Raw genomic sequence first — 26,257 nt, forward strand, 5'->3', positions numbered from 1 at the left:
GCGCTCCCCACATGGGCACACTGGCGCCTCCTCGTCATGCTTGTGCCCGCCCCTTTCCGCCCGCGCGCGATGCACCTGGCCCGGCTGCTGGGCCGGCCGGGCTTCCATCTGTTCCTGACCGGCCTCCTGATGGCGCTGGGCTTCACGCTCGCGCACATCCTGAGCGAGCGCAGCGGTCGCGAGCAGCTGTCGGCGCTGAGCACCGAGCGGCTGGAGTTGTACGCGTCCAACCTCGCCGCCGAGCTCGGCCGGCATGCCTACCTGCCCAGCCTGCTCGCCATCGACCCCACGCTGCAGGCACTGGTCGCCGCGCCGGGCGACACGCAACGCCGCCTGCAGGCTGGCCAGATGTTGGCGCGCATCAACGTGCGGGCCGGCACCCACCAGATCTTCGTCACCGATGCGCAGGGGCAGGTGTTGTCGGCCAGCGAGACGCTGACGCCACCGGCACGCCTGCGAGAAGCCATGGCGCAGGAGCGCAGCCAGTTCTTCGCCGCCGACGACAAGACGGGCAGCACGGACTTCTACATGCTGCACCCCCTGCGCCAGCAAGGCCGCACCGTGGGTGTCATCGTGGTGCGCTTCAACCTCGCGCCGCTGGAGGCCACCTGGGTGGATATGGGCCTGCGCACGCAGCGCGAGCGCATCCTCGTGGCGGACGATCAGGACGTGGTCATCATGAGTTCCGAGCAGGCCTGGAAGTACGCGGTGCTGGACCGTGCCGACCCGTCGCGCCGCGCGGCGCTGCAGGCCAGTGCGCGCTACCCGCAGGACATCGGCCCGGACCTGGACCTGCCCGCCACGCTGCAGGCCCACGAAGGCACGCCCGTGAGCCTGCCCGGCGCGCCCGCGCTGCTGGCGCAGCAGCGCCAGATCCTGCCGCTGGGCCTGCGGTTGGTGGCCCTGTCGGACCTGGGCGAGGTGCGCCGCCAGGCCCGGCTGGCGGCCTGGGGCGGCGCCGCGGGCGGTGCCAGCATCGGGCTGTTGGTGCTGTACCTGTCGTCGCGCCGCCGGGCGCTGCGCCAGCTCACGCAGACGCAGGCCGAATTGCGCCAGGCTCATGCTCAGCTAGAGCAGCTGGTGGACAGCCGCACGGCCGAGCTGCGCCAGACCAACGACGCACTGAAGACCCAGATCGCCCAGCGCCTGCAGACCGAGGGCGAGCTGCTGCAGACCAGCAAGCTGGCCGTGCTGGGCCAGATGTCGGCCGGGCTGTCGCACGAGGTCAACCAGCCGCTGACGGCGCTGCGCGCGCTGGCGCGCAATTCCATCCGGCTGCTGGAGAACGGTCGTCAGGACGCCGTGGCCACCAATCTGCAGCTGATGGACGACATGGTCGAGCGCATGAGCCAGATCACGCGCCAGCTGAAGAGCTTTGCGCGCAAGTCCGACGAGCGGGGCGTCGGCAGCGCGTCGCTGCTGGACTGCGTGCGCGCCGCGCTGCTGTTGCTAGAGCACCGCAGCCGACTGCTGCACGCCACCGCCGACGTGGAGGTGCCCGTAGGCCTGCGCGTGCGCGCCGAGCCCAACCGGCTGGAGCAGGTCCTGGTCAACCTGTTCGGCAACGCACTCGACGCGATGCAAAACGAGGCCGAGCGCCGGCTGGTGGTGCGCGTGCTGGCCCAAGACGGCGGCCAGCGGGCGCTGGTGCGCGTGCAGGACAGCGGCGCCGGCGTCAGCGACGCCGACCTGGCGCGGCTGTTCGAGCCCTTCTTCACCACCAAGCCGGCCGGCGAAGGGCTGGGCCTCGGCCTCGTCATTTCAGCCAAGATCGTGCATGAGTTCGGCGGCACGCTGCGCGCCGAGCGGCTGGAGCACGGCATGAGTTTCGAATTCGACCTCGCGGTCGACACGTGGGACGCGACAGGAGATTCGCAAGATGTTTGAGGGCTACAAGGTCGTGTTCGTCGAGGACGACCTGCCAGTACGCGTCAGCCTGACGCAGACGCTGGAGCTGGAGGGCTTCACCGTCGTGCCCTGTCGCAGCGCGGAGGAGGCGCTGCCGCACGTCCAACCGGGCGCGCAGATCATCCTCATCACCGACGTTCGCCTGCCCGGCATGGATGGTCGCGCGCTGCTGGCGCACGCGCAGGCGACGGATGCCCGCATTCCCGTCATCCTCATCACCGCACACGGCGATGTGACCATGGCCGTGCAAGCCATGCGCGCCGGCGCCTACGACTTCATCGAGAAGCCCTTTGCGCCCGAGCGCCTCATCGACGTAGCCCGCCGCGCGCTGGACCTGCGCTCACTGCGCCACTCGGCCGACGAGCTGCGCCAGCAACTGCAGCGCGCCAGCGGTATCGAGGCCGCGCTGCTGGGCCAGTCACCGGCCATGCAGCAGCTGCGCCGCCAGGTGCTGAACCTGGCCGGCACCTCGGCCGACGTGCTCATCGTCGGCGAGACCGGCACCGGCAAGGAGCTGGTAGCGCGCTGCCTGCACGACCAGAGCGCGCGGCGGGACCGCCACTTCGTCGCCATCAACTGCGGCGGCCTGCCCGAAGCGCTCTTCGAAAGCGAGCTGTTCGGCCACGAGCCCGGCTCGTTCACCAGCGCGGCCAAGCGCCGCATCGGCAAGATCGAGCATGCCAACGGCGGCACGCTGCTGCTGGACGAGATCGAGACCATGCCCGTCGCGCTGCAGATCAAGCTGCTGCGCGTGCTGCAGGAGCGCCGCGTGGAGCGGCTGGGCTCCAACGAGGAGCTGCCCATCAACGTGCGCTTCATCGCCGCCAGCAAAGGCGACCTGCGCGAGCAGGCCCAGCGCGGCGAGTTTCGCAACGACCTCTACTACCGCCTCAACATCGCGACGCTGAACCTGCCGCCGCTGCGCGAGCGCCGCGAAGACATCCCGCTGCTGTTCGAGCACTTCGTGGCCCAGGCCTGCGCGCGCTACGAGCGCGAAGCGCCCGAGCTGACACCCGAGAAGCTGCGCGAGCTGATGGCGCACGACTGGCCCGGCAACGTGCGTGAGATCCGCAACGCGGCCGACCGTTTCGTGCTGGCGCTGGACGACCTGGACCCGCAGGCGGCGCTGCAGGCCGTGCCGGCGCTGAACCTGGCGCGGCAGATGGATCTCGTCGAGAAGACGCTGATCGAACAGGCGCTGCGCCGCTGCGGCGGCAAGGTGCCCGCGGCGATGGAGCTGCTGGGAACGCCGCGCAAGACGCTGTACGACAAGCTGCACCGGCACGGCATCGTGCTGGATGATTTTCGCTAGCGGTAGTGCTCGGGATCGGGCGAGTCGGTCGGATTCGCGATGACGCGGCGGAAGGCCGCGCTCATCGGCAGCTTCAGGTTCAGCCCCGAGTTGGGCAGCGGCGACTCGAACCAGCGGCGGTAGATCGCGTGGATCTCGCCGCTGCGGTAGAGCCCGGCCAGCACCTCGTCCACCAGCGCCTTGAACTGCGGGTCGTCGCGGCGCAGGCCCAGGGCATAGGGTTCGATGGTCAGCGCGCGTTCGGAAATGCGGTACGCCGCCGCACCGGTGCCCTGCTGGGCCAACAGAGCGCGCAGCAGCACGTCGTCCATCAGGAAGGCCTTGGCGCGACCACTCTTCAGCAGCTGGAAGCCCTCGGGGTCGTCCAACCCACCCAGGATGTGGATGCTCAAGCCCTGCTGCTCGTTGACCTTGGCGAGGTGCTGGATGCTGGTCGTGCCGACCGTCGTCGCGACCGTTTGGCCGCGCAGGTCGGCCAGGCCCTGCACGCGCTCGGGGCCGCGCGTCAGCAGCCGCGTCTCGGCGACGAAAGTCGTCAGCGAGAAGGCCTGCGTGCGCTCGCGCTCCGCGTTGTGCGTGGTGATGCCGCATTCCAGGTCCAGCGTGCCGTTGGCTACCAGCGGCATGCGCGTGGCCGACGCCACTTCGACGCGGCGCACTTCGAGATCGGGCAGTTGCAGCCGGGCGCGCACGGCCGCCACGATGCGCTCGCACAGCTCGATGCTGTAGCCGGTGGGCCGCAGTTGGGCGTCCAGGAACGAGAACGGCAGCGAATCCGCGCGGTGGCCGAGGACGATGACACCGGTGTCGCGCACGCGGGTCAGCGTGGGGCCATCCGCCGCGTGGGCCGCCAGGCCCAGCAGCACCGCGCCGAACGCCAGACTAAGCGCCAGCAGACGCTTCATCGTCCAGCCGTCGTAGCTCGGCCAGCTTGTCGGCAATGCGCGACTCCAGGCCGCGCGGCACGGGGGCGTACCAGCCCTGCCCTTCCAGCCCGTCCGGCAGGTACTGCTCCCCAGCCGCGTAGGCATTGGGTTCATCGTGCGCGTAGCGGTAGGCGTGCCCGTAGCCCAGTTCCTTCATCAGCTTGGTGGGCGCGTTGCGCAGGTGCACGGGCACCGGTCGCGACTGGTCTTGCTTGATGAAGGCCTTGACCTCATTGAAGGCCTTGTAGACGGCATTGCTCTTGGCCGCGACGGCGAGGTAGACGACGGCCTCGGCCAGCGCCAGCTCGCCCTCGGGCGAGCCCAGCCGCTCATAAGCCTCAGCCGCGTCCAGCGCGATGCGCAGCGCACGCGGGTCGGCCAGACCGATGTCCTCGCTGGCCATGCGGATCAGCCGGCGCGAGATGTAGCGCGCGTCCACGCCACCGTCCAGCATGCGCGCGAACCAGTACAGCGCGCCGTCCGGGTTGCTGCCACGCACGGACTTGTGCAGCGCCGAGATGACGTCGTAGAACTGGTCGCCGCCCTTGTCATAACGGCGCAGTTGCTCACCCAGCGCGCGCTCCAGCAAGGTCTCATCGATCTGCGCGCCCTGCGCGAGCGACGCCGACGTGTCGAACGCATTCAGCAGTCGGCGCGCGTCGCCGTCGGCATAGCCGATGAGGCGCTGCGCAGCTTCCGGCGTGGGCGGCGCGATGCCCAGTTCGGCCGAACCTCGCTCGATGAGCTGACCCAGCTCTTCGGCATCCAGGCTCTTCAGCACCTGCACCGTTGCACGCGACAGCAGCGCCGAATTGACTTCGAAGCTGGGGTTCTCGGTCGTCGCGCCGATGAACGTGAACAGGCCGGCCTCGACATGCGGCAGGAAGGCGTCCTGCTGCGCCTTGTTGAAGCGGTGGACCTCATCGACGAACACGACCGTGCGCCTACCCTGCGCTGCAGCAACCTGCGCACGCTCAACGGCCTCGCGGATATCCTTGACGCCACCCAGAACCGCCGAGATGGCGATGAACTGCGCATCGAACGACCCCGCCATCAGCCGCGCCAGCGTGGTCTTGCCGACGCCGGGCGGGCCCCACAGGATCATGCTGTGCAACCGACCGGCGTCGAAGGCGACGCGCAGCGGCATCCCGGGGCCCAGCAGGTGGCGCTGGCCGATGACTTCATCCAGCGTGCGTGGCCGCAGACGCTCGGCCAACGGCACGCCAGCGAGCGGCGCCGCCGGCGCGGGGGCGGCGTCGGGCAGTGGCTCGTCGTCGAACAGCGAGTTCACTGCTCGATCAGGTCGGCCCCGGCCGGCAGCTTGAACTGGAAGCGATCAGCGGCCAGCGCAACGTTGGCTTGCACGGCGCTGAAGTCCAGCCGCGAGCGCTGGCCGAAGCCGTCGACGATTTCCATCGCGGCCAGATCCTTGCCTTTGAAGCCCAGCTTCAGCGTCTGGATGGTGGACTCGGCCTGCTTGGGTACGGCCTGCACCCACTCCAGCCCGCCCTCGGCCGCCGCGGCCTTGAGTGTGAAGTCGCGCTCCAGGTCGGTGCCAGCCAGCAAGGCAGCGGGCGTGGCGCCCAGCGCATCGGCCAGCTTGCGGGAGCTGGCCTGGTTCAAGTCGGCGTCAAAAATCCAGACCTTGGTGCCATCGGCCACGATGGTCTGCTCAAACGGCTTGGCATAGGCAAAGCGGAAACGGTTGGGCCGCTGGAACTCGAAGCTGCCGCTGGACACCTTCTTGCGCTTGCCATCGGGCGACGTGACCGTCTGCGTGAAGTTGGCCTTGCCGCTCTTCACGTCGCGGCCGAAGTCGCGCAGGGCATCGACGGCGTCGGCGTGGGCAATGCCGCTCATCAGCAGCGTCAGGGCGATCAGGTGTTTCTTCATTCGTCTCGCTTCGGGACAATCAGTTCACGGCTGCCGTTGGACGCCAACGAGCCCACCAGTCCAGACTTCTCCATCTGTTCCAGCAGCCGCGCGGCGCGGTTGTAGCCTATGCGCAGATGGCGCTGCACGAGAGAGATGGACGCCTTGCGATGCTGTAGGACGATGGCGACGGCCTGGTCATACATGGGGTCGGCCTCGCCTGCGGACTCCCCCGGCGCCGGCGCTTCACCGTCAATTCCGTCGAGCACGCCGCCTTCAAGGATGCCTTCGATGTAGTTGGGTTCACCCTGGGACTTGATGTACTCCACAACGCGGTGCACCTCTTCGTCGCTGACAAAGGCGCCGTGCACGCGGATCGGCAGACCCGTGCCCGACGGCATGTACAGCATGTCGCCCATGCCCAGCAGCGCCTCGGCGCCCATCTGATCGAGGATGGTGCGGCTGTCGATCTTGGAGCTGACCTGGAAGGACAGCCGGGTCGGGATGTTGGCCTTGATGAGGCCGGTGATGACGTCCACGGACGGCCGCTGCGTGGCGAGGATCAGGTGGATGCCGGCAGCACGCGCCTTCTGTGCCAGGCGGGCAATCAACTCCTCGATCTTCTTGCCGACGACCATCATCAGGTCGGCCAGTTCGTCGATGACGACGACGATGAACGGCAGGCGCTCCAGCGGCTCGGGGTCGTCGTTGTTCAGCGCGAACGGGTTCGGGATGCTGATGCCGTTGGCTTTCGCTTCGTCGATCTTCTTGTTGTAGCCGGCCAGGTTGCGCACGCCCATCTTGGACATGAGCTTGTAGCGCCGCTCCATCTCGCCGACACACCAGTTCAGCGCGTTGCCGGCCTGCTTCATGTCGGTGACGACCGGCGCCAGCAGGTGCGGGATGCCCTCGTAGACGCTCATCTCCAGCATCTTGGGATCGATGAGGATGAGCCGCACATCGCGCGCTTCGGCCTTGTAGAGCAGGCTCAAGATCATCGCGTTGATGCCCACCGACTTGCCGGAACCGGTCGTGCCGGCCACCAGGCAATGCGGCATCTTGGCGAGGTCCGCGACGACCGGAAGGCCGACGATGTCCTTGCCCAGGCCCATGGTCAGCATGGAGGCCGCATCGGCATACACCTGAGAGCCGAGAATCTCGGACAGACGGATGGTCTGACGCCGCGCGTTGGGCAGTTCCAGCGCCATGTAGTTCTTGCCCGGGATGGTCTCGACGACGCGGATGGACACCAGGCTCAAGGACCGCGACAGATCCTTGGCCAGGCCGACGATCTGCGAGCCCTTCACGCCGGTCGCCGGCTCGATCTCGTAGCGGGTGATCACCGGGCCCGGCTGGGCCGCGACGACGTGCACCTCCACGCCGAAGTCGCGCAGCTTCTTCTCGATGAGCCTGCTGGTCATCTCCAGCGACTCGGGCGTCACCGTCTCTTGGCGGCCGGGTGCGGCATCCAGCAGGTCGACCTGCGGCAACTTGGCGTCGCCGGCATCGATGAACAGCGTCTGCTGCCGCTCCTTGGCCACGCGCGTGGACTGCGGCACCTCGACGACCGGCGCCTCGATGACCAGCGGCACGTCGTGTTCGATGCCGAGGTCGCGCTCCAGCTGGCGCTCGGCCTCGCGTTCCACCTCGACTTCGTGCTCGCGCTCCTTGACGGCCTGCTGGCCGGCTTTCTGGTCGGCCTTGATCTCGCGCTTTTCGATCTGCTGCTCGCGCAGCTGCTCGATGCGCTCGCCAATGCGCTCGGCAAGATGGCCCCACGAGAAGCGCAGCGCCCACGACATGCCGGTCAGCAGCAGCACGATCCAGACCACGCCCGAGCCGGCAAAACCCAGGCCCTTCATGCCCAGTGGGCCAAGCGCATAACCCACAATGCCGCCGGCGGCGCCCGGCAGGCGCGGCTCCAGCGCGTACAACCGGCTCCACTCCAGCGCACAGCTGGCAGCGACCAGCAGCACAACGCCAGCCCACCAGCGCAGGCGCTGGCTCCAGCGCGGCGCGGCTTCAACGTCATGGCGCAGCAGGCCGGCCAGGCTGCGCAGCCAGCCGCGCAAGGCCAGCAGCGGCAGCCACCAGGCGGAGAAACCGAACAGGTACAGCAGGCCGTCCGACACCCAGGCGCCGACGCCGCCCACGCGGTTCGCGATGCGGTCGTGCTGGCCGCTGGTGCTGAAAGCGGCGTCGCGCAGGTCGTGCGTGGCAAACGCCAGCAGCAGCAGCGCGAGCGCGATGGCCGTCAACGCCAGCCACAGCGGCGTGCGCAGCAGCCTCGATGCGGCCGACGGCGGCGCGGGCTCTCGCTTGGGCGCTTGGCGGCGCGTGGGTTTGGACGGGCTGGCGGCTTCGCTGGCGGCACCGGCCGCATCGGCGCCACCCAGCAGGGAACCGAGGGGAAAACTCATCCCCGCATTGTCACCGTCAATCGTGGGTCAGGCGTTCCTTGATGACCACCGAACCGTTCTCAAGCGTTTCGATGACGCCGCGCTCTTCGAGGTCCTTCATGACCCGGCTGACCATCTCGCGCGATGCGCCGACGACCTTGGCCATGTCCTGGCGCGAGACCTTGCCGCGGATGATCTTGATGCCCTTCTCGTCCTCGGCCATGTCGAGCAGCGTGCGCGCCACGCGGCCGTACACGTCCAGCAGCGCCAGCGACTCGATCTGGCGGTCGGCATTGCGCAGCCGCGCCACCAGCCCGCGCAGGATGCCGTAGGCAAGGCTGCTGCCTTCGGGCAGACAGCGCGCGAACTCCAGGCGGCCCAGCACCAGCATGTCGGTCTGCACCTCGGCACGGACCGTGGCCGAATGCGGCTCGTTGTCGATCAGGCTCATCTCGCCGACGTAATCGCCCGACTGCAGCACGGCCAGGATGACCTCGCGGCCGCGGTGGTCGGCCGTCAGCACGCGGGCGCGTCCGTTCAGCAGGATGAACAGCGCGTTGGACTTGGTGCCTTGCTCGACGATCAGCTCGCCGCGCTTGAAACGGCGCTTGACGACGCTATCGGCAATGGACTGGGCCTGGTCCGTGGTCAGCATCGAAAACAGCGGCACCCGTCGGATCAGGTCCAGGTTCGAAATCATCGCCATGTGCAGTCTCCAGGTTTGAGCGCGAGGCGGGCGCGGTGAAAGACGCCTGCCTAGAATGGCGTGCATTTTGCACATGTGGCAGGGCTTGCCTCAATGAACGAGCTTGGGGTTTTCACCCCAGAGCCCCTCAGAGGACGCTTGCAAGCCCGCCCGCAGCCCTCACTTCCCCGCCATGACCGCAAACATCCAACACCACGGCCTGCTCATCCTCGGCTCCGGCCCGGCCGGCTACACGGCTGCCATTTACGCGGCCCGCGCCAACCTGAAGCCCACGTTGATCACGGGCATGGCGCAGGGCGGCCAGTTGATGACGACGACCGAGGTCGACAACTGGCCGGCCGATGTGATGGGTGTGCAGGGTCCTGAGCTGATGCAACGCTTCCAGCAGCATGCCGAGCGCTTCCAGACGCAGATCGTGTTCGACCACATCAACAGCGTCGACTTCTCCAAGCGCCCGTTCACGCTGGTGGGGGACAGCGGCACCTACACCTGCGACGCACTCATCATCGCGACCGGCGCTTCCGCCAAGTACCTGGGGCTGGAATCGGAGCAGTCCTTCATGGGCCGCGGCGTCAGCGGCTGTGCGACCTGCGACGGCTTCTTCTACCGCGGCCAGGAAGTCTGCGTGGTGGGTGGCGGCAACACGGCCGTCGAGGAGGCGCTGTACCTGTCCAACATCGCCAGCACCGTCCACCTGATCCACCGCCGCGACAAGTTCCGCGCCGAACCTATCCTTGTCGACAAGCTGATGGACAAGGTCGCCTCCGGCAAGATGAAGCTGCACGTGTTCCAGCAACTGGAAGAGGTGCTAGGTGATGCATCCGGCGTGACGGGCGTGCGCACGGTCAACGTGAAAGACGGCAGCAAGACCGACATCCCTGTGCACGGCTGCTTCATCGCCATTGGCCACCATCCCAACACGGACATCTTCCAGGGCCAGCTGGAGATGAAGGACGGCTACATCGTCACCCGCAGCGGTCTCAACGGCTTCGCGACGATGACCAGCGTGCCCGGTGTGTTCGCCGCCGGCGACGTGCAGGACCACATCTACCGCCAGGCCATCACCAGCGCCGGCACGGGTTGCATGGCCGCCCTGGACGCGCAACGCTTCCTGGAGCAGGAAAACGGCTGACCCGGCGGTTGAACGACGGCGCCTGGTGAGCGCCATTTCTGTCTCTCGGGTTTTCCGCTATACTCGCGGGCTTGCCTGCCGGATGGACCGCATCTGGCTCTGAAACTCGTTTCAGGCGCTGGACTAGCAGGCATTGCGGTCAAAGGGTTGCGTGGGACGCCTCGTGCAACTGGTCAAACGTCAGAGTGGAGAAGCGTATGGCACGCGTCTGTCAAGTCACGGGCAAGAAGCCCATGGTCGGGAACAATGTTTCCCATGCCAACAATAAAACCAAGCGCCGGTTCCTGCCGAACCTGCAGTACCGCCGTTTCTTCGTGGAATCGGAAAACCGTTGGGTGCGCCTGCGCATCAGCAACGCCGCTCTGCGTCTGATCGACAAGGTCGGCATCGACCAAGTCGTCGCCGATCTGCGCGCCAAGGGCGAGCTCTGATCGTCGCCCACTGACCTACTGAAGGAATACGACCATGGCATCCAAAGGCGGCCGCGAGAAGATCAAGCTGGAGTCCACTGCGGGCACCGGCCACTTCTACACCACGAACAAGAACAAGAAGACCACGCCCGAAAAGCTGGAATTCATGAAGTTCGACCCCAAGGCACGCAAGCACGTGCTGTACAAGGAAATCAAGCTGAAGTGATTCAGCGCTGCGGTGCTTGAGGGCGCCGCGGTTTCCAAAACGAAACCCGCCAAGCGGCACCGCTGGCGGGTTTTGTCATTTCAGGATCTCACTTCGAGGCCGTGACCGGTGCGCGGAACTCGCGATCAAACCAGTTGTCGATCATGCGCTTCTCGTAGCGCAGCGGGTCGCCGCTGGAATAGCGGTTGAACCCGTCCTGGTAGTTCATGTCCCGCAGCAGGGTCTCGCCCTGCTTGACCACCTTGCCACCTTCGCTGACGGTGTACTTCATCGACAAGGACGGCAGCGTCACGGTGCGCATCACGCGTATCCACTGCGCGTTGTGCCCGACAGGCTCGACATCACCCGCCAGGTTCACATCGGTCACCTCGATCGTCACGTCACGGCCGGGCAGCCGCTTCTGCGCCTGTTCAACGAGATGCGCCTCGATGTCCTTCAGCACAGTCTCATCCCGGAAACCGCTGTTGTCCTTGATGTCGGAGAACTTGTCCGTTTGCACGAACGTGACCTTCACGTCGGCATGCGCTGCTGCGGCTGCGATCAGCAGCGCGGGCGCGATCCAGAGATGCTTCATGGCATGACTCCTATCAATGGCTAGAGGCGATGAGTCTAGGCCAGCGTATGAAAAAGGGCGCCTCGTGAGGCGCCCTTTACACCGGCGAAACCGCCGGCCCTGAGACTGGCAGGGTCAGGCGTGAGCGGCGCGCAGACGTATCGAGAACGCCTGCAGTTCGGCAATACCGCTCTCTTCGGCGCGACGGCACCAGGCCTGCAGGTCGGCGACCAACTGCTCGGCCGACACGTTGGTGCGGGTCCACATCTGGCGCAGTTCCTCGCGCATCGTCACCAGCTTGTCGATGACGGGGCTGGCGGCACGCGCGTTGGCCAGATAGCCATGAACGTCGGCGGGGATGCGCTCCTCGTCGCGGTGCAGCCAGCGGGTGGCCAGCTTGAACTGCGCGAAGCGCTCCGTGTGCTTGCCACCTTCGGCCTTGATCTTCTCGAGTTCGGCCGCACAGGCCGACTTCAGGCCCCGGGCGTAGCTGGCCATGACTTCGTAGCGGTTGGCGATCAACGCCTCCAGCGTGCGGGCGTCGGCAGGCTTGATCTCGCCCAGGCTCAGCTTGGGCGCAGTCTTGCGGACCTTGGCCATGCCCAGCGTCTCCAACACACGGATGTACAGCCAGCCGATGTCGAACTCGTAGGGTTTGACGGAGAACTTGGCCGACGTCGGGTAGGTGTGGTGGTTGTTGTGCAGTTCCTCGCCGCCGATGATCAGCGTCCAGGGCGTCAGGTTCGTCGAGGCATCGGGCGCTTCGAAGTTGCGATAGCCCCAGTAGTGGCCGATGCCGTTGACGACGCCGGCGGCCCAGATCGGGATCCACGCCATCTGCAGGGCCCAGATGGTGGCGCCGATGGCGCCGAACAGCGTCACGTTGATGATCAGCATCAGCGACACACCCAGTGCGCTGTGCTTCGTGTACAGGTTGCGCTCGATCCAGTCCTCGGGCGTGCCGCGGCTGTACTTGGCGATGGTCTCGGCGTTCTTGGCCTCGGCGCGGTAAAGCTCGGCGCCCTCAGCCAACACCTTCTTCAGGCCGCGGGTCTGCGGGCTGTGCGGGTCTTCCTCGGTCTCGCACTTGGCGTGGTGCTTGCGGTGGATGGCAACCCACTCACGCGTGACCATGCCGGTGGTCATCCACAGCCAGAAGCGGAAGAAGTGCGAGGGGATGGGTCCCAGGTCCAGCGCACGATGAGCCTGCGCGCGATGCAAGAAGATCGTGACGGCAGCAATCGTGATGTGCGTCACCACGAGGGCGTAGATCACCAGCTGCCAGACGCTGAAATCGGCGAAGCCATGGGCCACCCAATCCAGCAGCGCGTCGAAAAATGCGTTCATGCGTCCAGAACCTCACCCCGTGGGGCCATGCGAAGGAACCTGAATTGTAGAGGAGTGCCCCCAAATTCAAGGGGCGACGTGGCGCGTATTCAGACCGGTGTCGTGCGAATCGACGCGTTCCTTGATGGCCGTCAAGCGGCTCGCTCCCAGGCGACGGCGAAGAATCCGTCGGTCGCGTGACGGTGCGGCCACAGACGCAGTGCGCCTTTCTGGGTCAGGCCAGCGGCCTGCTCGACCTGCGAGCGAGCCAGAGCATCCGCCGCATCCAGCGGCTTGAAATCCGGATGCGCGGCGGCGAACTCAGCCGCGATCTGCTCGTTTTCCGCGTCCAGCAGACTGCAGGTCGCGTAGACGAGCCTCCCGCCCGGCTTCACCAGCCGGGCCGCGCTGGCCAGGATCGCGCGCTGCTTGGCCTGCAGTTCCGTCACGGCCTGCGGGGTCTGACGCCATTTCAAGTCGGGGTTGCGGCGCAACGTGCCCAGGCCCGAGCACGGCGCGTCAACCAGCACGCGGTCGATCTTTCCGGCCAGGCGCTTGATGCGGTCGTCGCGCTCATGGGCGATCTGGGCCGGGTAGACGTTGGACAGGCCGCTGCGGGCCAGGCGGGGCTTCAGCGCGTCCAGGCGGTGGCCAGACACGTCGAACGCATACAGCCGGCCGGTGTTGCGCATCAGCGCGCCCAGCGCCAGCGTCTTGCCGCCGGCACCGGCGCAGAAGTCCACCACCATCTCGCCCCGCTTGGGCGCCAGCAACAAGGCCAGCAGCTGGCTGCCCTCGTCCTGCACCTCCACGCCACCGCTGGTGAACAGCGCCATCTTGTGCAGTGCAGGCTTGCCGTCGATGCGCAGGCCCAGCGGCGAGTAAGGCGTCGGCACGGCATCGATGCCCGCCTCCTTGAACTGCGCCTGAGCCTCCTCGCGCTTGAGCTTCAGCGAATTCACGCGCAGGTCCAGCGGCGCCGGCTCGTTCAGTGCCGCGGCGAGCTTCCAGAATTCCTCGTCACCGAGTTGCGCCTGCAGCGGCTCGACCAGCCAGTCAGGCAGGTTGTGGCGCAGCTTGGCCGGCAGGCTCTGGGGGTCGATGGCCTGGACCTGGTCCAGCCACTGCAGCTCGGCGGGGCTCAGCGCGCCGCGCATGAAGCCGGCGTTGCCGCGCCAGGCCAGGATCGCCAGCCGACGCGGCACCGGGCCGTGCCCGCTTTGCGCCAGGTTCTGGAACTTGAGCCGCTCGCGCAGCAGCGCGTAAACGGTCTCGGCCAGGCTGGCGCGCTCGCGCTGACCCAGGTTCTTGTGATGTCGGAAAAAGGCCGAGACGGTGGCGTCGGCCGGCGCGTCGAGCTTGTTGACGGCGGCGATCAGCTCGGCGCACAGCTCCAGCAGGGCATTAGGATGCATCGCGCCATTATCCCAAGCGCCCTCACCTTCGCCGCATGAATCTCTGGAACCAGTTGCGCCTGCGCCCTCGGCTGATGACGGCGTTGGTGGTCGGAAGCCTTTTGGCCTTCTTCTGGCCGGGGTCAGTGGCCTGGCAGACCCGGCTGCTGCTGGGCTGGAACCTGGTGATCTGGATCTACCTGCCGCTGGCACTGTGGATGATGCTGGGTCGAACGGGCTCCAAGGACGTGCAACACCGCGCCCGCAGCCTCAACGAAGGCACGCCGGTGATGCTGCTGCTCGCGGCGCTGGGGGCGCTGGCCAGCCTGGCAGCCATCGCGCTGGAGTTGCAGGCGGCGCGCCAGGCGCAGGCGCCCGGCCATGTGCTGTTTGCGCTGGCCACCGTCGCGGGCTCCTGGCTGCTGTTGCCGGTGGAGTTCGGCATCGCCTACGCAAGCCTGTACCACCGCGGCGACAAGGAGGCCGCCCACGGGCTGGAGTTTCCGGGCGACGACGGCCCGCCGGACTACGGCGACTTCCTGTACTTCTCGATCACCGTGGCCGCCACGTCGCAGACCTCGGACGTCGCGGTCAGCTCCCGGCCCATGCGCCGGCTGGTGTTGCTGCAGGCGCTGCTGTCCTTTGTCTTCAACACCGGCGTGCTGGCGATGTCCATCAACATCCTGGCCGGACTTGTCAGCTGAAAGGATGGGATCCCTCGCCCAGTCCTGCCGCGCTGAACGCGGGCAAGCCCGGGCGGTCCCCTGAGGAGACGGCTCGGGAGCGGCCCGGCGCTCGGCCGGCTCTAGCCAAGCAAAAGATGCTGCGCCGCGCCGTCGCGGTGGGCCACGCGCTCGCCGTCCCACACCAGCGCACCTTCCACGAACCAGCGCACCGACTGCGGATAGATGCGGTGCTCGGCCACCAGCACGCGGGCAGACAACGCCTTCGCATCGTCCCCCGGCAGCACCGGCACCACGGCCTGCATGACGATGGCGCCATGGTCCAGCTCGGCGGTGACGAAGTGCACCGTCACGCCGGCGATCTTGCAGCCCATCGCGATCGCGCGCTCATGCGTGTGCAGGCCGGTGAAAGCCGGCAGCAGCGACGGATGGATGTTCAACATGCGCCGGTCATAGCGGGCCGTGAAGCCGGGCGTCAGGATGCGCATGAAACCGGCCAGCACGATCAGGTCGGGCGCGAAGCCGTCGATGACACAGGCCAGCTCGGCGTCGAAATCCTCGCGGCTGGCGTAGGCCTTGTGATCGACGACGGCCGTAGCAATGCCGTGCTGCGCGGCGAACTGCAGGCCGCCCGCGTCGGGTCGGTTACTGATGACGGCGGCCACCTCTGCGGGCCAGCCTTCGGCGTGGCAGGCTTTCACGATGGCTTCCATGTTGGAGCCGCGCCCGGAAATCAGAATCACCAACCTCTTCATGGGGCGGCAGTTTAGGGTGGCGAAGCATGCGGCCCATTGAACGACAATCCGCGCCCTCATGACGACACCCGTCCTTACCCGCCCGCGCGTGCTGTCGGGCATGCGCCCAACAGGCGCACTCCATCTCGGCCACTACCACGGCGCCCTCAAGAACTGGGTGCGCCTGCAGGACAGCCACGAAGGCTTCTTCTTCGTCGCTGACTGGCATGCGCTGACCACCTCCCACCCCAGCGGCGAGACGCTGTCGCACCACGTCTACGAGATGGTCACCGACTGGCTCGCCGCCGGCCTGGATCCCGAACGCTGCACGCTGTTCCTGCAGAGCCGCATGCCGGAGCACGCCGAGCTGTTCACGCTGCTGGCCATGTGCACGCCGTCCAGCTGGCTGGCGCGCATGCCCAGCTACAAGGACCAGGTCGCCGCAGACCCCGAGCTGGCGACCTACGGCTTCCTCGGCTATCCGCTGCTGCAGGCGGCCGACATCCTGCTCTACAAGCCCGCTGGCGTGCCGGTCGGCGAGGACCAGGCCGCCCACGTGGAGGTGACGCGCGAGGTGGGCCGCCGCTTCAATCGGCTGTACGCGGCGGAGGCGCCCATCTTCGTGGAACCGCAGGCGCTGCTGACCGAGACCGCCCGCGTCCCCGGGCTGGACGGGCAGAAGATGAGCAAGAGCGGCGACAACGCCATCGCGATGCGCGACGCCCCCGAGGTCACGGCCACCAAGATCCGCACCATGCCCACGGACCCGCAGCGCGTGCGCCGCAGCGACGCGGGCGACCCTGCGCGCTGCCCGGTCTGGCCGCTGCACCAGATCTACACCGACGACGCCACGCGCGCCGCCTGCGAGACCGGCTGCCGCACCGCCAGCATCGGCTGTCTGGACTGCAAGCAGCCGGTAATCGAGGCCATCCAGCAGGAACAGGCGCCCTGGCGCGAACGCGCCGCCGCGCTGGACCGCCAGCAGGTGCAGTGGATGCTGGAGGTCGGCACCGAGCGCGCCCGCGCGGTCGCGCGCAAGACGCTGCGTGAGGTGCGCGCGGCGATGGGGCTGGTCGCTTGAGTGCCGACACGATTCATGTGACGGATCTCGAGGCCGCCATCAACTGGTGGCGCGGGCGCTCGCCGTCCGCCGATGGCATCAGCGCAGCGCCCGAAGTGCGCGCCCTGGCCGAGGCCTACGCGCTGCTCGCGTGGAGCCGCGCCAGCGTGATCGACGTCGACGCGCTGAGCGACAAGGCGCTGGGCGCCTGGCTGAGCTGGTACGAAACCACGCCGGACTCGCCCTGCATCGCCATCTGTTCCACCGCCCAGGGCGACCCGGTCTGCAAAGGCTGTGGCCGCACGTTTGACGAGGTCCAGCACTGGCCAGCGCTCGACGCCTTCGAGAAGCGCGACGTGTGGCACCGGATCACCCTGGAGGGCACGGCCTGGCGCTTCAACCGGTACGCGGAAAGAGCCCAGAGGTGACCCGGATCCGGTTCGTCGACAGCGTCGGCCGCCTGGTGCCGCAGGCCTGGCCGGTGCTGGTGGGCCAGCTCGCCGTGATGATGTTCAGCACGGTGGACACGCTGATGATGGGTCGCGTGGGCCCGCAAGACCTGGCCGCGCTGGCGGTGGGGTCGGCCGCCTACGTGTCCATCTTCGTGGGCCTGATGGGCGTCGTGCTGGCCGTTGGACCCATCGCCGGCCGGCAGTTCGGCGCCGACGACCTGCCCGGCGCCGGCCGCAGCTTCGTGCAGGCGCAGTGGTTGGCCGTGCTGCTGTGCATTCCCGGCTGCCTGATGCTGTGGTTCCCCGACCCGTTCATCTGGCTGGCCCAGCTGGATGCCACCCAGGCCGACAAGGTGCGCGCCTACACCCGCCCCGAGGCATTCGCGCTGCCAGCGGCGCTGCTGTTCACCGCCTTCCGCGGCTTCTCGACGGCGGTCAGCCGGCCCAAGGCCGTCATGGCCATGCAGCTGACCGGCCTGGCCGCGAAGGTGCCGCTGAACGCGGTGCTGGTGTTCGGCTGGGGCCCCTTTCCCGCGATGGGCGTGGCCGGGTGCGGCTGGGCCACCGCCATCGCGATGATCGGGCAGGCCGCTGCTGCACTGGTGCTGCTGCGGCGCGACCGCTTCTACCTGCCTTTCCGCATCCCGTCGCTGTGGCAAACGCGGCCCGCGGCGCGCGAGTTGCTGGGTCTCGTGAAGCTGGGCCTGCCCATGGGTGGCTCCATCCTCGTGGAAGTGACCGGCTTCACCTTCATGGCCTTCTTCATCGCACGGCTGGGCGCCACGCCGGTGGCCGGGCACCAGATCGCGGTCAACTTGGTCGCGATGATGTTCATGTCGGCGCTCGCGCTGGCCACAGCCGCCGGCACGCTGGTGGCCCAGCACCTGGGCGCGGGCGACAAGCGCGGCGCGCGCATCGTCGGCCGCCACGCCATGGTTCTCGCCTCGCTGGTAGCCGCCGGGCTGGGCGCTATCGTCGCACTGGCGCGCGAGCCCATCGTGGCGCTGTACACGTCCAACCCCGAGGCCGCCGCCGCCGCGCTGCCGCTGCTGGTGTGGGTGTGGTTCTTCCACCTCGGCGACGCGCTGCAGACCGTCGCCGCCTACGTGCTGCGCGCCTACCAGGTCGCCACGCTGCCCATGGTCATCTACGTCATCGCGCTGTGGGGCCTAGGCATAGGCGGTGGCTACTTCCTGGCCTTCGGCGAGGGTGGCGCCGGTGCGGTGGGCTTCTGGCAGGCCGCCACGGCAGGGCTGCTGGCGGCGGCGTTGCTGCTGGGCCTCCTGCTCAGGCGCGTGTTCGACGAGAACCGCTGATCAGCCGCGCGCCGCCGCCGGCAGGAACAGCACAAAGCGGCTGCCGCCGCCCTCGCGCGCCAAGCAGCCCACGTGGCCGCCGTGGCGCTCGGCGATCTGCTTGACGAGGCTCAGTCCCAGGCCCACCCCCCCGGCCATCTCGGCATGGCCGGGCAAGCGGTAGAAGGGCTCGAAGATGCGATCGCGCAATTCCGCCGGCACGCCGGGCCCTCGGTCGGCGACGACGAACTCGTAGCCGCCCGCCACCGGGCGCAGGCGCAGCTCCACATCCGGGCCGCCGTAACGGCGCGCGTTCTCCAGCAGGTTGCGCAGCGCGCGGCGCAACAGCCGTTCCTGGCCCTCTACCGTGGCGGCGCCGGTTTCCGGCTCGAAGGGCGCATCGACGCAGGCGGCTTCCTCGGCCCCCAGGCCCAGCAGGTCCACGGCGTGGATCTCGCCCAGCGAGCTGCCCGCCTCCAGGCGGCTGGCCAGCAGCACCTCCTCGACCAGCGCATCCAGCTCGGCAATGTTGATGTCGATCTCGCGCGCCAGCTTCTCGCGCTGCGCCGGGCCGGCCTCGTCCAGCATGGCGAACGCCATCTTCAGGCGCGCCAGCGGCGAGCGCAGCTCATGGCTGGCATTGGCGAGCAAGGCCTGGTGGGAGCGCAGCAGCGTCTCGATGCGCGCGGCGGCCTGGTTGAAGCTGGTGGCCAGCGCGGCGACCTCGTCTCGGCCGCTGTCGTCCACGCGGTGATGCAACTGCCCGGCGCCGAACTGCTCGACACCGCGCTTCAGCGATTCCAGCCGGCGCGTCAGCCGGCGCACCACCGGGTAGGCCCCGACGGCCACGCCCACGAACAGCAGCACCAGCACGATCGCCAGCGTGGAGAACTGCGGGGCCCCGGGCGTGCCGGGCCGCACTGTCCATGGCCCATTCCAGACGCCGTCTTCAAACCGGCCGGGCCGCGGGGCCGCCGCGGGCGGGGCCACCGGCCCCTGCGGCGCGCTGGCCCCCGGCGGCGCGGCGGGCGGTCGCATGGTGCGCACCAGATCCAGGTTGCGGCCGTCTCCCAGGCTGGCGCGCACCACGACGGCGCCAGGGTCATCCACGCGCCGCAGGAAAGATCCGGTGGCAGCGATGCGCCCCTGCTCGTCCTCCAGCGCCAGCGGCATGCGCAGCCGGCCGCCCCATTCCTTGAACACTTCCGCCTGCTGCTCGCGCGGCGCCGTGGCCGGCGGCAGCGCCAGCCGCAGCAGGTCGGCAATCGCGTTCAGGCGCTCGTTGGCCGCGATCTCGACGTTGCCGCGCTCCTGCTCGATGTGGCGCTGGAACAGCCAGGCCGAGCCGAACGCGAACGCCAGCAGCAGCGCCACCAGCGTCAGATAGATGCGGACGTATAGAGACTTCAATTCAGGCGCTGTCCGAGTCCGCGTCCTGCTTGCGCGCGAACACATAGCCCGCACCGCGCACAGTCAGCACGCGGCGCGGCGTCTTCGGATCGTCCTCGATGACGGCGCGGATGCGCGAGATGTGCACGTCGATGGAGCGGTCGAAGGCCTCCAGCGGATGGCCCTTCAGCGCGTCCATGATCTGGTCGCGGGACAGCACCCGGCCCGGGCTCTGCGCCAGCACCACGAGCAGGTCGAACTGGTGGCTGGTCAGGTCGCAGATCTTGCCGTCCAGGCGTGCCACACGGGCGGCCAGGTCGATCTCCAGCCGGCCGAAGCGCAGCACCTCGTCACCGTCCAGCTTGGGCTCCAGCCGGCGCAGCAGCGCCTTGATGCGGGCCTGCAGCTCGCGCGGCTCGAAGGGCTTGGCGAGGTAGTCGTCCGCGCCCAGCTCGAGACCCAGGATGCGGTCCATGGGCTCGCCGCGGGCCGACAGCATCAGCACCGGCTGGTGGCGCCAGCGCGTGTCGCCGCGCAGCCAGCGGCAGAAGTCCAGACCGTCGCCGTCCGGCAGCATGATGTCCAGCACGATCAGCTCGAAACGGCTCTGCGCCAGCATGTCGCGCGCCTGGGCCAGGCTGGCAGCCGTGCTGACCTCGAAGCCGGCGTTGCGCAGGTAGTCGCCCACCATGCCGGTCAGGCGGGCATCGTCATCGATCAGCAGCAGTCGAGCAGTCATCACCGGGGCCAACGAAGAGAACGAAGACCGGCGCACATCGGCGCCGGGCGTACGGGCCTCAAGCATCGCAGAACTCTCAGGCCGCGCGAATCAGCGGGAACGGCGCTCGGCCATGCGGGCCTCGCGCTTCTTCATCGTCTCGCCGATCTTGGCGCGCTGCTCGGGCGTCAACACGCGGGCAGCCTCGATGCTGGCCTGGCTCATGCGCTTGGACGCTGTCTCGTGCTGCGCGGCGATCTGGGCGCGCACCGACTCGATGGCAGCGGCGTCGATGTTGGTCGCCGTGTACAGCATGGCGAGCTGCTCGTTCAGCTTGCGGCCGTTGTCGCGCTGGCCGGCCAGATCCTGCCCGGCCTGCTTGAAGATGGCCTTGATCTGGCTGCGCTGGGCATCGGTCGCGTTGACCAGTTCCAGCATGTGGCCCATGTGGCCGCCAAACGGGCCGGGCGCCATCAGCGTCGGGCCGCCGCGGTGATGGCCGGGTCCGCCAGGACCGCCGGGGCCACCCGCGTGGGCAGCGACGCCGCCCAGGGCCAGCGCCGTGGCCACGGCACCGATGCGGAACAGGTTCTGGATCTGGAAGGCTTTCATCAGAGGTCTCCTGGAGGAAGAGTGAGTGATGTGATCTTCCAGGGCCCCTGTATGCGATCTTTGGGGGCGGAGTAAAGAACTGTGTCGCGTTGTCGCGATCAGGCTTCCCCTCCCCTCAGAACGTCACTTGATGGGCTTGAAGCGCATGCGCTTCGGGCGCGCGCCTTCTTCGCCCAGGCGCTTCTTCTTGTCGGCCTCGTACTCGTGGAAGTTACCGTCGAAGAAGAACCACTGCGAGTTGCCTTCGCAGGCCAGGATGTGCGTGCAGATGCGGTCCAGGAACCAACGGTCATGGCTGATGACCATGGCCGAGCCGGCGAACTCCAGCAGCGCTTCTTCCAGCGCGCGCAGGGTTTCGACGTCCAAGTCGTTGGACGGTTCGTCCAGCATCAGCACGTTGCCGCCCTGGGCCAGCGTCTTGGCCAGGTGCAGGCGGCCGCGTTCACCGCCGGAGAGCTGGCCGACCATCTTCTGCTGGTCATTGCCCTTGAAGTTGAAGCGGCCCAGATACGCACGGCTGGGCATGACGAACTTGCCGACCGTGATGTTGTCCAGGCCGCCGGAGACGTCCTGCCACACGGTCTTGTCGGCTTCCAGGCTCTGGCGGCTCTGGTCGACGAAGGCCATCTTGGCCGTCTTACCGATCTTGACGGTTCCGCTGTCCGGCTGCTCCACGCCCTGCAGCATGCGGAACAGCGTCGACTTGCCGGCGCCGTTGGGGCCAATGATGCCGACGATGGCGCCGGCCGGCACCTTGAACGACAGGTTGTCGATCAGCACGCGGTCGCCGAAGCTCTTGCTGACGTTCTCGAACTCGATGACTTCATTGCCCAGGCGCTCGGCCACGGGGATGAAGATCTCGTTCGTCACGTTGCGCTGCTGGTACTCGACGTCGCTCAGTTCCTCGAAGCGGGCCAGGCGCGCCTTGCTCTTGGCCTGACGACCCTTGGCGTTGGAGCGCACCCACTTCAGCTCCTCCTTCATGGCCTTCATGCGCGCGTCTTCGGACTTCTGCTCAGTCTCCAGGCGCTTTTCCTTCTGGTCCAGCCAGTCGGAGTAATTGCCCTTCCACGGGATGCCGTGGCCACGGTCCAGTTCCAGGATCCACTCGGCCGCGTTGTCCAGGAAGTAACGATCGTGGGTGATGGCCACCACAGTGCCGGGGAAGCGCTGCAGGAACTGCTCCAGCCACTCGACCGACTCCGCGTCCAAGTGGTTGGTGGGTTCGTCCAGCAGCAGCATGTCGGGCTTGCTCAGCAGCAGGCGACACAGCGCCACTCGGCGCTTCTCGCCACCGGACAGCACACCGATCTGAGCGTCCCACGGCGGCAGGTTCAGCGCGTCGGCGGCCAGTTCCAGCTGCAGGTCCGTGTTCTCGGAGCCGGCGGCGGCAATGATGGCCTCCAGCTCGCCCTGCTCAGCAGCCAGCGCATCGAAGTCGGCGTCGGGTTCGGCGTAGGCGGCGTAGACCTCGTCCAGGCGCTTCTTGGCGGCCAGCACGCCGCCGATGCCCTCTTCCACGGCCTCGCGCACGGTCTGCGTCTCGTTCAGGCGCGGCTCCTGCTCCAGGTAGCCGATCTTGATGCCGGGCATGGGCATCGCCTCGCCTTCGTACTCCTTGTCGACGCCGGCCATGATCTTCAGGATCGTGGACTTGCCCGAGCCGTTGACACCCAGCACGCCAATCTTGGCGCCGGGGAAGAAGGACAGCGAGATGTCCTTCAGGATGTGGCGCTTGGGGGGAACCGTCTTGTTCACACGGTTCATCGAGAAGACGTACTGGGCCATGGGCAAATCCTGTCAGGCTGAAATGGCGGCAGGCCCCGGGAGAGGCCTGCGATGCCTGCTATTGTCGCCGAGCCCGTGATTTCAGGAAGTCAGATGCTCCGCGTGCTCGCCGCCCTGCTCGTTCTCGCCACCGGCCTCTCCTCCGCTCAGACGCTGCGCTGGGCCAGCCAGGGCGACATGCAGACCACCGATCCGCATTCGCAGAACGAGGTGATGACGAACACCTTGAACAACCAGGTGTACGAGGCCCTGACCCGGCGCATGAACGACATGAGCATGGGCCCGGCGCTGGCCACGGCGTGGACGCAGGTGAGCCCGACGCTGTGGCGCTTCAAGCTGCGGCCGCGCGTGAAGTTCCACGACGGCACGCCCTTCACGGCCGACGACGTGGTTTTCTCGATGCAGCGCCTGCGCGACCCGAACGCGCCGCAGCGCGTCTACGCCAACGCGGTGGGCATCCCGCGGGCGGTGGACCCGCTGACGGTGGAGTTCGTGCTGGACAAGCCCAACCCCATCGTGCCGGAGCTGATGGGCAACCTCTACATCATGAGCAAGCGCTGGTGCGAGCAGCACCGAGTGACCCAGCCGCTGAATTTCAAGCAGCAGGAAGAGTCCTACGCCAGCCGCAACGCCAACGGTACTGGCCCGTTCATGCTGGTCAGCCGCCAGCCGGGCGTGAAGACTGTGTTCAAGCGCAACCCGGCCTGGTGGAACAAGTTTGAAGGCAACCTGCAGGAGTTCATCTACCTGCCCATCGGCAACGACGCGACCCGCACCGCGGCCCTGATTTCCGGCGAGGTGGACTTCGTCATCGACCCGCCGCCGCGCGATGTCGCCCGGCTGCGCACGAATCCGCAGCTGAAGGTGCTGGATGGGCAGGAGAACCGCCTTGTCTACCTCGGCATGGACCAGACCCGCGACACGCTGCTGTACGGCAAGGCCGCCGGTGGCAAGAACCCGCTGAAAGACCGCCGCGTGCGCCAGGCGCTCTACCAGGGCATCGACATCGAGGCCATCAAGACCAAGCTGATGAACGGGTACTCGCTGCCCACCGGCGGCCTGACGCCGTCGCCGCGCGGTGCCTACGGCGACGCCAAGCTCGAAAGCCGGCTGCCCTACGACCCGGCCGCCGCTCGCAAGCTGCTGGCCGAGGCGGGATTTGCCGAAGGCTTCGACATCACGCTGGACTGCCCCAACAACCGCTACGTCAATGACGAGCGCATCTGCATCGCGCTGGCCAGCATGTGGGCGCAGATCAAGGTGCGCACCAAGGTCAACGCCATGCCGCGCACGCTGTACTTCCCCAAGATCGAGAAGTTCGACACCAGCCTGTTCCTGACCGGCTGGGGCGGCGGCTCGACAGACGCCGAAGTCATGCTGACTCCAGTGCTGCGCAACCGCGGCGAGCAAGGCGTGGGCGTGGCCAACTACGGCGGCATCGTCAACGCCGCGGCGGACGCGCTGGCGGCCGCGTCCACCATCGAGACCGACACAAAGAAACGCGAGGGCCTCGTCAAGGCCGCGCTGCAGGCCTACCGCGAACAGATCGCCATCATTCCGCTGCACCGCCAGGTCATCCCGTGGGCCATGCGCAAGGAGGTCAGTCTGCCGCATTCCGCCAACAACATGGCAAGCATGGACTGGGTCACGATCTCCAAATCACGCTGAGCGGCGCCAGCCGCTAGAATGCAACCCAACGCCGCGCCTCTCAGTCTTGCGCGGCGTTTCATTTTTCTGGCCCCAAGCACGCGGCCTGGCTTGCCCGAAGACTGGTGTCGCCTCCCCGGCGTCACGGCAAGCCCCGGTGATTTTCGGCGTGCCTCCCCTCTATTGGATTCGATGAGTTTCGACACCCTCGGCCTTGCAGCCCCGCTGCTGAAGGCCATCGCCGACGCCGGCTACACCACCCCCACCCCCATCCAGGCCCAGGCCATTCCCGCCGTGTTGAACGGTGGCGACCTGCTGGCCGGCGCACAGACCGGCACCGGCAAGACCGCCGGCTTCACGCTGCCCATGCTGCACCGCCTGTCCACCGGCGAGAAGCTGCTGAACAAGCGCGGCAAGATCGCCATCCGCGCCCTCGTGCTGACGCCCACCCGCGAGCTGGCCGCCCAGGTCGAGGAAAGCGTGCAGACCTACGGCAAGTACCTGCCGCTGAAGAGCATGGTCATGTTCGGAGGCGTCGGCATGCAGCCGCAGATCAACAAGCTGCGCGACGGCGTCGACATCCTTGTCGCCACGCCCGGCCGCCTGCTGGACCACGCGCAGCAGGGCACGCTGGACCTGAGCCAGGTGCAGATGCTGGTGCTGGACGAAGCCGACCGCATGCTCGACATGGGCTTCGTGCACGACATCAAGAAGGTGCTCGCGCTGCTGCCCGCCAAGAAACAGTCGCTGCTGTTCAGCGCCACCTTCAGCGACGAGATCAAGAACCTCGCCGACCGCCTGCTCAACGCCCCGGCGCTGATCGAGGTGGCCCGCCGCAACCAGACCAACGACGCCATCGCGCAGAAGGTCCACCCGGTCGGCCGCGAGCGCAAGAAGGAACTGCTGGCGCACCTGATCAAGTCGGGCGACTGGCACCAGGTACTGGTCTTCACGCGCATGAAGCACGGCGCCAACCGCCTGACCGACTACCTGAACGACCAAGGCATCAGCGCCATGGCCATCCACGGCAACAAGAGCCAGGGTGCGCGCACCAAGGCGCTGGCCGACTTCAAGTCGGGCGACCTGACCTGCCTGGTGGCGACCGACATCGCCGCCCGCGGCATCGACATCGACCAGCTGCCCCACGTCGTCAACTTCGAGCTGCCCAACGTGCCGGAGGACTACGTCCACCGCATCGGCCGCACGGGCCGCGCCGGCGCGCAGGGCGAGGCTGTCAGCCTCGTCTGCATCGACGAGAACGGCTTCCTGCGTGACATCGAGCGGCTCATCAAGCGCGAGATCCCGAAAGAGATCGTGCCCGGCTTCGCGCCCGACCCGAACGAGAAGGCCGAGCCCATCGTGCTGGGCCGCACCATCCTGAACCCGAACGGCAGCCGGGGCCGCAACCCCAACCCGCCGGCCGGTGCCAACGGCCGCGGCGGCCGTGGTGGCAACGGCGGTGGTGGTGGCCGGGGTGGCGACAGCCGTGGCGGTTCGCGCGACGGTGGCCGCCCCAGTGGCGGTGGCGGCAAGCCGGGTGGCCACACTGGCGTCGGCGGTGCCCGCACGGCGCCCAAGCCGCAAGGCCAGGGTGGTCAACGCTCGGGCTCCGGCCAGCCCAGCCGCGACGGCGGCGCCGCGCGCAGCAACAACGGCCCGCGCCTGACATCGCCCAAGCGCTGATCGACCGCGCATAGTCCGCACGGCCTGCCCTT

The 26,257-nt window shown here is 67.9% G+C and carries 24 protein-coding genes; 11 read left to right on the forward strand and 13 right to left on the reverse strand.

The features are described from left to right. Positions 1–36: 36 nt before the first annotated feature. Positions 37–1,887 (forward strand): sensor histidine kinase, encoded by a 1,851-nt coding sequence (locus tag ACG02S_RS08770; protein ID WP_394470057.1) that lies wholly within the window; start codon positions 37–39, stop codon positions 1,885–1,887. Further along, entirely contained in the window at positions 1,880–3,220 is a 1,341-nt protein-coding gene (locus tag ACG02S_RS08775; RefSeq protein WP_394470058.1) for a sigma-54-dependent transcriptional regulator, read from the forward strand. Before ACG02S_RS08770 ends, ACG02S_RS08775 begins: the two co-directional genes overlap by 8 nt. Here ACG02S_RS08775 and ACG02S_RS08780 read toward each other — a convergent pair. Genes ACG02S_RS08780 through ACG02S_RS08800 form a run of 5 tightly spaced genes read right to left on the reverse strand, consistent with a single transcriptional unit; the run spans position 3,217 to position 9,123 of the window. Then, complete coding sequence (locus ACG02S_RS08780) at positions 3,217–4,125, reverse strand: amino acid ABC transporter substrate-binding protein (protein WP_394470059.1); 909 nt, start codon at positions 4,123–4,125, stop codon at positions 3,217–3,219. The two genes, ACG02S_RS08775 and ACG02S_RS08780, sit on opposite strands and share 4 nt — an antisense overlap. Further along, on the reverse strand, positions 4,103–5,428 hold the full coding sequence (locus ACG02S_RS08785) for a replication-associated recombination protein A (RefSeq protein WP_394470158.1): 1,326 nt from the start codon (positions 5,426–5,428) through the stop codon (positions 4,103–4,105). The genes ACG02S_RS08780 and ACG02S_RS08785 overlap by 23 nt, the downstream gene beginning before the upstream one ends. Positions 5,429–5,433: 5 nt before the next feature. Continuing rightward, positions 5,434–6,039, reverse strand: a complete 606-nt coding sequence (gene lolA / locus ACG02S_RS08790; protein ID WP_394470060.1) for an outer membrane lipoprotein periplasmic chaperone LolA — start codon at positions 6,037–6,039, stop codon at positions 5,434–5,436. Continuing rightward, entirely contained in the window at positions 6,036–8,438 is a 2,403-nt protein-coding gene (locus tag ACG02S_RS08795; protein ID WP_394470061.1) for a DNA translocase FtsK, read from the reverse strand. Before ACG02S_RS08795 ends, lolA begins: the two co-directional genes overlap by 4 nt. Positions 8,439–8,454: 16 nt before the next feature. Then, the gene (locus tag ACG02S_RS08800; RefSeq protein ID WP_310330243.1) at positions 8,455–9,123 is read right to left on the reverse strand and encodes a Crp/Fnr family transcriptional regulator; all 669 of its coding nucleotides are present in this window, start codon (positions 9,121–9,123) and stop codon (positions 8,455–8,457) included. A 172-nt stretch (positions 9,124–9,295) separates the two neighbouring features. Here ACG02S_RS08800 and trxB point away from each other — a divergent pair, with 172 nt between their 5' ends. The 3 genes from trxB to rpmG all read left to right on the forward strand — a co-directional run bounded on the left by trxB (position 9,296) and on the right by rpmG (position 10,891). After that, entirely contained in the window at positions 9,296–10,255 is a 960-nt protein-coding gene (gene trxB / locus ACG02S_RS08805) for a thioredoxin-disulfide reductase (RefSeq protein ID WP_394470062.1), read from the forward strand. Between the two features lie 197 nt (positions 10,256–10,452). Continuing rightward, positions 10,453–10,686 (forward strand): 50S ribosomal protein L28, encoded by a 234-nt coding sequence (gene rpmB, locus ACG02S_RS08810; protein WP_268153841.1) that lies wholly within the window; start codon positions 10,453–10,455, stop codon positions 10,684–10,686. Positions 10,687–10,720: 34 nt separating this feature from the next. Beyond that, the gene (gene rpmG, locus ACG02S_RS08815; protein WP_025564431.1) at positions 10,721–10,891 is read left to right on the forward strand and encodes a 50S ribosomal protein L33; all 171 of its coding nucleotides are present in this window, start codon (positions 10,721–10,723) and stop codon (positions 10,889–10,891) included. A gap of 88 nt (positions 10,892–10,979) precedes the next feature. On the opposite strand, the gene ACG02S_RS08820 is transcribed toward rpmG, so the two are convergent. The 3 genes from ACG02S_RS08820 to ACG02S_RS08830 form a co-directional block, all read right to left on the reverse strand. Further along, complete coding sequence (locus tag ACG02S_RS08820; RefSeq protein WP_394470063.1) at positions 10,980–11,465, reverse strand: DUF3016 domain-containing protein; 486 nt, start codon at positions 11,463–11,465, stop codon at positions 10,980–10,982. A 114-nt stretch (positions 11,466–11,579) separates the two neighbouring features. Next, positions 11,580–12,791: a DesA family fatty acid desaturase gene (locus tag ACG02S_RS08825; protein ID WP_394470064.1), complete on the reverse strand. Its 1,212-nt coding sequence runs from the start codon at positions 12,789–12,791 to the stop codon at positions 11,580–11,582. Between the two features lie 131 nt (positions 12,792–12,922). Next, positions 12,923–14,185, reverse strand: a complete 1,263-nt coding sequence (locus ACG02S_RS08830) for an RsmB/NOP family class I SAM-dependent RNA methyltransferase (protein ID WP_394470065.1) — start codon at positions 14,183–14,185, stop codon at positions 12,923–12,925. A gap of 35 nt (positions 14,186–14,220) precedes the next feature. Here ACG02S_RS08830 and ACG02S_RS08835 point away from each other — a divergent pair, with 35 nt between their 5' ends. After that, positions 14,221–14,868: a DUF1345 domain-containing protein gene (locus ACG02S_RS08835; protein ID WP_394470066.1), complete on the forward strand. Its 648-nt coding sequence runs from the start codon at positions 14,221–14,223 to the stop codon at positions 14,866–14,868. 101 nt (positions 14,869–14,969) lie between these two features. Here the strand turns inward: ACG02S_RS08835 and purN are convergent, their stop codons facing one another. Continuing rightward, positions 14,970–15,602 carry a phosphoribosylglycinamide formyltransferase gene (gene purN, locus ACG02S_RS08840; RefSeq protein ID WP_394470067.1) on the reverse strand — a complete coding sequence of 211 codons (633 nt, stop codon included), beginning with the start codon at positions 15,600–15,602 and terminating at the stop codon, positions 14,970–14,972. 58 nt (positions 15,603–15,660) lie between these two features. Between purN and trpS the strand changes: the two genes are divergently transcribed. Genes trpS through ACG02S_RS08855 form a run of 3 tightly spaced genes read left to right on the forward strand, consistent with a single transcriptional unit; the run spans position 15,661 to position 18,409 of the window. Further along, complete coding sequence (trpS, locus tag ACG02S_RS08845) at positions 15,661–16,662, forward strand: tryptophan--tRNA ligase (RefSeq protein WP_394470068.1); 1,002 nt, start codon at positions 15,661–15,663, stop codon at positions 16,660–16,662. Beyond that, positions 16,659–17,069 carry a DUF3717 domain-containing protein gene (locus ACG02S_RS08850; RefSeq protein WP_394470069.1) on the forward strand — a complete coding sequence of 137 codons (411 nt, stop codon included), beginning with the start codon at positions 16,659–16,661 and terminating at the stop codon, positions 17,067–17,069. The genes trpS and ACG02S_RS08850 overlap by 4 nt, the downstream gene beginning before the upstream one ends. Next, positions 17,066–18,409 (forward strand): MATE family efflux transporter, encoded by a 1,344-nt coding sequence (locus tag ACG02S_RS08855; protein ID WP_394470070.1) that lies wholly within the window; start codon positions 17,066–17,068, stop codon positions 18,407–18,409. The genes ACG02S_RS08850 and ACG02S_RS08855 overlap by 4 nt, the downstream gene beginning before the upstream one ends. On the opposite strand, the gene ACG02S_RS08860 is transcribed toward ACG02S_RS08855, so the two are convergent. From ACG02S_RS08860 to ettA, 4 genes are all read right to left on the reverse strand, one after another. Continuing rightward, complete coding sequence (locus tag ACG02S_RS08860; RefSeq protein WP_394470071.1) at positions 18,410–19,798, reverse strand: sensor histidine kinase; 1,389 nt, start codon at positions 19,796–19,798, stop codon at positions 18,410–18,412. It abuts the gene before it with no gap. Position 19,799: 1 nt separating this feature from the next. Further along, on the reverse strand, positions 19,800–20,516 hold the full coding sequence (locus ACG02S_RS08865) for a response regulator (RefSeq protein WP_394470072.1): 717 nt from the start codon (positions 20,514–20,516) through the stop codon (positions 19,800–19,802). 90 nt (positions 20,517–20,606) lie between these two features. Then, entirely contained in the window at positions 20,607–21,107 is a 501-nt protein-coding gene (locus ACG02S_RS08870) for a Spy/CpxP family protein refolding chaperone (RefSeq protein WP_394470073.1), read from the reverse strand. 123 nt (positions 21,108–21,230) lie between these two features. Then, on the reverse strand, positions 21,231–22,895 hold the full coding sequence (gene ettA, locus ACG02S_RS08875; RefSeq protein ID WP_394470074.1) for an energy-dependent translational throttle protein EttA: 1,665 nt from the start codon (positions 22,893–22,895) through the stop codon (positions 21,231–21,233). Positions 22,896–22,988: 93 nt separating this feature from the next. Between ettA and ACG02S_RS08880 the strand changes: the two genes are divergently transcribed. Further along, positions 22,989–24,563 carry an ABC transporter substrate-binding protein gene (locus ACG02S_RS08880; RefSeq protein ID WP_394470075.1) on the forward strand — a complete coding sequence of 525 codons (1,575 nt, stop codon included), beginning with the start codon at positions 22,989–22,991 and terminating at the stop codon, positions 24,561–24,563. 171 nt (positions 24,564–24,734) lie between these two features. Continuing rightward, entirely contained in the window at positions 24,735–26,225 is a 1,491-nt protein-coding gene (locus ACG02S_RS08885; RefSeq protein WP_394470076.1) for a DEAD/DEAH box helicase, read from the forward strand. The last annotated feature ends 32 nt before the right edge of the window (positions 26,226–26,257 follow it).

This window comes from Pelomonas dachongensis, from assembly GCF_043555865.1.
Taxonomy (GTDB): Bacteria; Pseudomonadota; Gammaproteobacteria; order Burkholderiales; family Burkholderiaceae_C; genus Pelomonas; species Pelomonas dachongensis.